Source organism: Undibacterium sp. Ji50W, from assembly GCF_049340445.1.
Taxonomy (GTDB): Bacteria; Pseudomonadota; Gammaproteobacteria; order Burkholderiales; family Burkholderiaceae_D; genus Undibacterium.
In genome coordinates this window covers 1-7,922 of the sequence record NZ_JBMPOX010000043.1, presented here as the reverse complement: position 1 = coordinate 7,922, position 7,922 = coordinate 1, and the positions used below count along the sequence as shown (strand labels likewise).

Annotated in this window: 5 protein-coding genes; all 5 read left to right on the top strand. The window is 53.3% G+C overall.

All coding sequences use genetic code 11. The features are described 5' to 3' along the window. Nucleotides 1-296: 296 nt before the first annotated feature. Entirely contained in the window at nucleotides 297-965 is a 669-nt protein-coding gene (pgeF, locus tag ACO0K9_RS27810) for a peptidoglycan editing factor PgeF (RefSeq protein ID WP_422990619.1), read from the top strand. Nucleotides 966-1,167: 202 nt separating this feature from the next. Next, on the top strand, nucleotides 1,168-1,644 hold the full coding sequence (locus ACO0K9_RS27805) for a (2Fe-2S)-binding protein (RefSeq protein WP_422990617.1): 477 nt from the start codon (nucleotides 1,168-1,170) through the stop codon (nucleotides 1,642-1,644). Nucleotides 1,645-1,655: 11 nt separating this feature from the next. Then, nucleotides 1,656-3,911 carry a molybdopterin cofactor-binding domain-containing protein gene (locus ACO0K9_RS27800; RefSeq protein WP_422990615.1) on the top strand — a complete coding sequence of 752 codons (2,256 nt, stop codon included), beginning with the start codon at nucleotides 1,656-1,658 and terminating at the stop codon, nucleotides 3,909-3,911. A 253-nt stretch (nucleotides 3,912-4,164) separates the two neighbouring features. Further along, nucleotides 4,165-6,177 carry an alkyl/aryl-sulfatase gene (locus ACO0K9_RS27795; protein WP_422990613.1) on the top strand — a complete coding sequence of 671 codons (2,013 nt, stop codon included), beginning with the start codon at nucleotides 4,165-4,167 and terminating at the stop codon, nucleotides 6,175-6,177. A 275-nt stretch (nucleotides 6,178-6,452) separates the two neighbouring features. Beyond that, the gene (locus ACO0K9_RS27790) at nucleotides 6,453-7,802 is read left to right on the top strand and encodes an SWIM zinc finger family protein (RefSeq protein ID WP_422990611.1); all 1,350 of its coding nucleotides are present in this window, start codon (nucleotides 6,453-6,455) and stop codon (nucleotides 7,800-7,802) included. Nucleotides 7,803-7,922: the final 120 nt, after the last annotated feature.

The following is a 7,922-nucleotide window of genomic DNA, read 5'->3' as shown; positions in this document are numbered from 1 at the left end:
GAAGGCTCGTGTAGAAGAAAAGGCGTACATGAAGGCTGCTTAATTTAAATTGAGGCGACAACTACCTTGACACACACCGAAGCAAAAGAAAGTATCTCGGCCGCCGGGCCGAGACCCGGCTTGTGTCCACGAAGGGCAATCGTTTTAATAACAACTCAAGCAGACAACGAACGCCGCTGGAGCGACGAAAATATGATTGCCGTTGATCGGCAAAAACGCAATCCCCCGTCATCTCCAACACCAAACAAAAAAACTCGCTAAAATCCTGTTTTCGCAACCGAACACCGGAGCATCCCTTGCATAGCAGCCCCCTACTCGCCACCATCCCCCATATCCGCTACGGCTTCGGGAATGCCAGGGAATTTGTACCTGCTGCGCTCAGCGCACACTGGGATACAGTGCCAGTGAAACTCCAGGTACATGGCAAGCGCGTGGTCGAGATTACTGAAAAGAATCAACAATGTGGTGATGCCGATGCGTTTTTTACGCGACTGCCGGGCATACCCGTGACCATCATCACAGCTGATTGTGTGCCGGTGCTGATGGCAAAACGTGATGGCAGCGTGATCGCTGCGGCTCATGCAGGGTGGCGCGGGATAGTCGGTGGCGTGATTGAAGCCCTATGGCAAGAACTGGCAGCGCAGGGGGAACAGCCGCAGCATTGGGTAGCAGCCATCGGTGCGCATATCGGGCCATGCTGTTTTGAAGTCAGCGAAGAACTGGCTGACGATTTTCTCAGGCAATTTCCAGATCTTGATGCAAACACACTTCGCCCCACACATCGCCACATCAGCCTGAATGCACTGGCCAAGCGTGCCTTGCAACAGACTGGTATTCAGGATATTGATCATGCCACGCCATGCACCATGTGTAGCAAGACGGCGGAAGACAAGCACGTTTTTCGCAGCTACCGGCGCGGTGACCGTAATTCTCACCAGCACTCTGGTCTGGTGATCCTGCCTTAAAACATATTTCATCGATAGGGAGTGCGGGTTAAACACAGGTAGTAATGCTTGTGCATGGGCCAGGGTGTCCGCTATTCAAATAGCCAGAAATATGCCTTTTTTCAGATGCCAAATGCACTTTTCACCGATTGTGTGAATAACTACTACAATGTGCAAGCGTACACCACAATGCATCTTGAATTCATCCTTGCACGGGAGCACCATGAGCAAACATAGCCTGAACATCAACGGCAAGATACAAACCGTAGACGTCGCACCAGATACGCCCCTGTTATGGGCTTTGCGCGACTCACTCAACCTGGTTGGCACCAAATATGGCTGCGGGGCAGGCCAGTGTGGTGCCTGTACGGTACAGATCAATGGCGTACCCACGCGTTCGTGCATGACGCCTGTGTCGACCCTGGACAAGCAAAAAATCACGACCATAGAAGGCCTGGATGCCAAGGCCACGCATCCCTTGCAACAGGCATGGCAAGAGCTGGATGTACCGCAATGCGGCTACTGCCAGGCTGGCCAGATCATGACTGCGGCGGCATTATTGAAGAATAAACCACATCCTACGGATGCCGATATTGATGCTGCCATGTCTGGCAACCTGTGTCGCTGCGCGTCTTATCTACGCATACGCGCCGGCATACACCGGGCAGCCGAGCTGGCCAACAGCAAGAAGAAAGCATAAGGAGAACCGCGATGAACAAGTCTATTCAACAAGCTTCACGCCGCGCTTTCTTACGCAATACAGCCGTCGGCGGTGGTGGGCTGGTGCTGGCTTACCTGACTGGCCAGGCCGGTGAGGCGATTGCCCAGGTCAGTAAAGCAGATGCCGCGCCGGCTGCCGGCGATTTCACGCCGCATGCACTGATACGCATAGGTGCTGATGGCACGATCACGCTGGTATCAAAACAGCCGGAAATTGGTCAGGGCATCAAAACTTCATTACCGATGGTGATTGCCGAAGAACTGGAAGTCAACTGGAAAGATGTACGCATCGTCCAGGGTGACCTTAACCCCGCCTATGGTAGCCAGGGAGCTGGTGGCTCGACATCCACGCCCACCAATTACAATGAATTTCATCGGCTGGGTGCCACTGCCCGCACCATGCTCGTCACTGCCGCCGCCCAGACCTGGGGCGTGAATGCGGATGAATGCCATGCCGCAGACAGTGCCGTGCATCATACCGCCAGCAAACGCAGGCTGACGTATGCCGCACTGGCAAGCAAAGCGGCCAGCTTGCCAGTGCCGGATGCAAAAACCGTCAAATTGAAAGACCCGGCCACCTTCAAATTGCTGGGCACACGTATAGGTGGCGTGGATAACCTGGCCATCGTGACCGGCAAACCCCTGTTTGGTATTGATGTCAAACTACCCGGCATGCTGTATGCCGTGTATGAAAAATGTCCGGTATTTGGTGGCAAGGTCGTTACCGCCAATCTGGATGCCATCAAGGCTTTGCCTGGTGTGAAAGATGCCTTCATTGTCGAAGGCACAGAGAATATCCGCGGCCTGGTGCCTGGTGTTGCCATCCTGGCAGAAACCACCTGGGCGGCCTTTAGCGCCCGCAAGCAGTTGAACATTACCTGGGACGAAGGTAAAGCAGCAACAGAAAGCTGGGCTGGCTTTGCAGCCCAGGCAAAAGAACTGTCGGGCAAGCCTGGCAGCAATGTCTTGCGCAAGGATGGCGATGTCGCTCAGGCATTGAGCAAATCGGCGAAAACAGTAGAGGCTGCATATAGCTACCCGTTTATTTCACATGCCAGCATGGAACCCCAAAATTGCACGGCAGCCTATAACGCCAAAGATGGCAGCATGGAAATCTGGGCACCGACACAAAACCCGGAAGCCGGGCAAAACCTGGTGGCAGAAACCCTGAACATCCCCAAGGCCAGCATCAAGCTGCATATCACCCGCAGCGGCGGTGGTTTTGGCCGCCGCCTGAGTTCTGATTTTGTGGTCGAGGCAGCCGCCATCGCCAAGCAGGCCAAGGTACCGGTCAAACTGACCTGGTCACGCGAAGATGATATGCAACATGACCATTTCCGCGCCGGAGGTTTTCATTATTTGCGCGGTGGTGTTGACAGCAAGGGCAAGCTGATCGCCTGGCACAATCATTTCGTCACCTTTGCCAATAAGCAGATGCGTGACGGCAAAGCCATGTTGCAAACAGGCAGTGGTGCTGGTTTGTCGGGCGATGAATTCCCCGGTCGCTGGCTGGAAAACTGCCTGCTGGAACAAACCCCCATGGAATGCAATATCCCCATGGGCCCCTGGCGTGCGCCGGGCAGCAATGTATTTGCCTGGGTGTTCCACAGCTTTATCGATGAACTGGCCCATGCGGCGGAGCGTGATCCGCTTGAATTCCGCCTTGAGATAATGGGTGACAAGGACATCGTGCCCGGCACTGGTGAACGCGGCCAGGCCTATCATGTGGGCCGCATGAAAAAAGTCTTGCAGGAAGTTGCCGACAAATCCGGCTGGGGTAAAAAGAAATTCCCACGTGGCCAGGGCCAGGGCATTGCCTTCCACTTCAGCCACCGTGGCTATATTGCTGAAGTGGCGGAAGTCACGGTCAGCAAGCAAGGTGATTTGACGGTGGACCGCGTGGTGGTGGTTACGGATATCGGCGCGCAAATTGTCAATCTCAGCGGTGCAGAACACCAGGTGCAGGGATCCGTGCTGGATGGCATCAGCACCCTGATGTATCCAGAACTGGATATACAAAAAGGCCGTATCGTGCAGAGCAATTTCCACGAATACCCGCTGATGCGCATCAAGGACAGTAAGACCAAAATAGATGTGCATTTCCTGAAAACCGATTTCCCGGTGACCGGTCTGGGTGAACCGGCCTTTCCACCTTTGGCACCGGCGGTCTGCAATGCGATTTTTGCAGCAACCGGCAAACGTGTGCGCCAGTTACCGCTGTTGCATGCCGACCTGAGCTGGAGCTGAACCCGGCAGACCAACGAAGCCATAGCCTGACAGCAATTCCTGCCTGTAGCTGTCAGGACGGACTCTGTCGTCCCACGATCGGTAAGCTAAGCAAGCTACAAGAGTTACCCGAGCTTATGCATGACTTAGTATCGGCATTGAGTTTTTAGTACTCCCATGCAGGTAATGCATGAATTTTGGTTTAAGAATGCATTGGACACGCAAACCTGCTGGTCCTACACTCTTCCTCAAAATACATCATCGGAGACTGCTCATGTCGCTAGCGCCTGATTCTGCAAAAAGAATATCCCCTGTTGCCTTAATGCTCACCCTGCTCACCCTCCTCACCCTACTGACCAGCAGTCTGATTTTGACAGCATGCGGACAAAAAGTCGCCATCAGCAGCAACAGTGAAGCCAGCGAAGCTACGCAAAAAGCCAATGCCGACATGGGCAAGACCCTGGCGCTGGACGATCAACAAGATTTTGAAGATGCCAGGCGCGGCCTGATCGCCAGGCCCGAAGGAAAAATCCTTGGTCCCACAGGTGAAGCGCTGATTGATTTCGACGCCTGGAAGTTCATAGAAGGACCTGTCCCGGCAACCGTCAACCCCAGCCTGTGGCGACATGCCAAACTGAATGCACAAATTGGCCTGTTCAAGGTCACCGATGGCATTTATCAATTACGCGGCTTTGACATTGCCAACATGAGCATTATCGAAGGCAAGACCGGCTGGATCATCGTTGACCCGCTGACTTCCAAAGAAAGCGCCGCCAACGCCATCGCCTTTGCCCGCAAGCACCTGGGTGACAAACCTGTCGTCGCGGTCATCTTCACCCATAGCCATGCCGACCATTTTGGTGGTGCACTCGGTGTCATCTCGCCGGAAGAAGTGAATAGCAAGAAAATACCCGTCGTCGCCCCCGATGGTTTCATGGAAGAAGCCACCAGCGAAAACATCCTGGTTGGCACCGCCATGGCCAGACGTTCTGGCTATCAGTTCGGCAAAGACCTGGAACGCTCAGCCAAAGGCCTGGTCGATACCGGCCTGGGCAAAAGCGTGGCCTATGGCAGTGTCGGTGTGCTGGAGCCGAATCAGCTGATTACCAAAGAAACGCAGGAACTGACACTGGATGGAGTGAACTTTGTTTTTCATAACATGCCCGGTGCAGAAGCACCAGCAGAACTGACCTTCAGCATCCCCGATAAAAAAGCCTATGCCGGCGCAGAAATCCTGGCGCAGACCATGCACAATCTTTTGCCCGTACGTGGTGCCAAAGCCCGCGATGCGCAGCGCTGGGGGTCTTACCTGGAACAGGCGCTGACCCAAAGTGCCGATGCCAATGTCTATTTTGGCCAGCACAACTGGCCAGTCTGGGGCAAGGCACGCATTGCAGAATTCATCACCAAGCAACGCGACGTTTATAAATACACGCATGACCAGGCCGTGCGCCTGATCAATGCCGGTTACACTCCCTATGAAATCGCCGACAAGATCAAACTGCCCAAATCACTGGAAAGTTATTTCGGCGCACGCGGCTACTATGGCGACCTGCGCCATAACGTCAAAGCCGTGTATCAGTTTTATATCGGCGCCTATGACGGCAACCCGGTCAACCTGAACCGCCTGCCGCCACAAGAATCGGCCAAACACTACGTCGAACTGGCAGGCGGTGCAGACAAAGCCACCGCAGCAGCCCAAACCGCCTTCGACAAGGGCGACTATCGCTGGGCGGCAGAATTGCTGAACCATATCGTCTTTGCCGATAGCAATAACAAGACCGCCAAGGAATTACTGGCCCGTACCTACGAACAAATGGGCTACATGGCAGAGGCATCGACCTGGCGCAACAGTTACCTGACTGCGGCCAATGAATTGCGCAATGGCCCACCCGCCAAAGGCGTGAACCGCGCCGCCATGATAGACATGCTGGCCCACACCCCGATAGAACGCTTCCTGGAAGCCATGGCCGCTGGCCTGAACGGCCCAGACGCCGAAGACAAAAATTTCAAAGTCAATCTGGTACTGACCGACACCAAAGAGTCGTACGTACTATGGATAGAAAATGCCGTCCTGCATCACAAGAAGGCAGAACCAGCCAAAGATGCGAATGCCACCCTGACCCTGACCAAGCCCATCTTCATCAATATGATGGCAGGCACTGCAGGTGTTAAAGACACACTGTTCAGCGATGATTTGAAAGTCGATGGCAGCAAGATAGATCTGGTGCGCTTCTTCGGGTTGATAGACAAGGCACCGGGGACGTTTGCGATTGTGACGAGGTAAGACAGGTATCAGATATCAGCTTCCTGAATGCAATTGATCTACTGACCCCGCTCTTGAATCCAGAATCATTTCCTAAGCATGACGCGCTGAGGATATTGAGCTAGTTTTTAGCACGCATCTCATGAACAGGGATGCGTGCCAATAAGAAGACACATGTTTAAGTTCACCCCACTCAGAAAAAACATCCATTTATTTTTATGCTAATCTAAAGGCTTGCAAATTTGCAAGTACCGTTAGATTTCGTCGCCCACCGATTATTAAAATATTGGCAATTCATGGCTGCAATTCAACATTCATATCGCTACCTGGCTCCGTCGATGTTGTCTGGTGACGAAAAACCCAAACTTGCGCTGTCAACCTCAAACAGCCAGGCAGTTCCCCATCCCTATTTTTTTGAGGGAAGACTAAAATCCCCACGATTAAGCGCCAACCTGTTGATAACGCTGTACAGCATTATTGGCACCCGCTTTTTTACAGCAATCAATACCCTCAAATCCATGGGTGCATTTGACCCAGTAGTCACGTCCGATGGGAAAAACCTGCGTTTTGAAGGTTTCTCACTTTGTTGCAGTGCCTATGTCCGTGTCGACTTGCTTCCCGAAAGTTACGAAGGCGATGTAGTCGGAAAAGGATCGACCAATGTTGACTTCAACATGCCGATGCGTTCGGCGCTGGCAAGGGTAAGCGACAAAGCTGGACTATCGTTTGCTGTCGGACATGATGAATTCGCCGTCCAATCCGGCGCGGAAAAGGCAATCGAAAAAAAGGTGGAATTACCCTTGCGCTGGATACGCGGTATGCTGGAGGTGCAATCCTATCAGGCATCCATGCACAAAAAGATAGAAGTCAATGGACTGGAAGCCTTGCGTTTTATCAGATCATTACCAAAATCTTCAACCACCAGAACACCTATGTGGCTTGTTGGTGGGCCGTTCGGCTTGCGCGTCACAACCCGGGAAGAAACGCAAGGTGTCCGCTTTGTCGACTCCACGCGCTTGCGCGTATTGGAACCACTTCTACCCATGGCCTTGTCGTTGGCAGTTTACGCCGACGAGTTGCAACAGTCCAGCGCCTGGGTGCTGACATTTCCAGGGGCGCGCATGACGCTAGTCTTAAGCGCCGAGATATGGCGCGGATTTTCGGGTGAAGGCCAGGCGCTGCGTGCATTGATGCGTGCAGGCGATGCCAGTGCACTGGCACAAGTAAAGGCAAATCTGCATTGGCAATCATCTCTGCGCGCGAACGCGCTGGCAGCCCAGTTGACATTGACAAAAAACGTAGTTGAAGATGCCCTGCACATCCTGGGGGCATCAGGCCTGGTGGGTTTTGATGTCATTGATGATGCCTATTTTCATCGCGTATTACCGTTCAATCTTTCCCTCATCGAAGACATGCACCCGCGTCTGGCAGGCGCACGTCTGCTGCTTGAGCAGGGAGCAGTGAGTATCACGCGGCACACACCGCTTGACGCCTTGGTGACCAGTGCCGGTATAGAGCATCGTGTCCGGGAAGTGGATGGCGAACTACATTGCACTTGCCCCTGGTTTGCAAGCAACCAGGGCGATCGTGGGCCATGCAAGCATATACTGGCAGTTGAAGCTTCGACAACTATTCAAGGACACTAGCGTCCGGTTAAAAGTCGAATAAATTCAATTGGTTAGCGTTGGGTGCTGTTTCAGAAATGTAGTCATCGGTCTGAAAGGCGCATGAAATCTCAGTTTTCTCAAAAACAGAGACCGATAAGA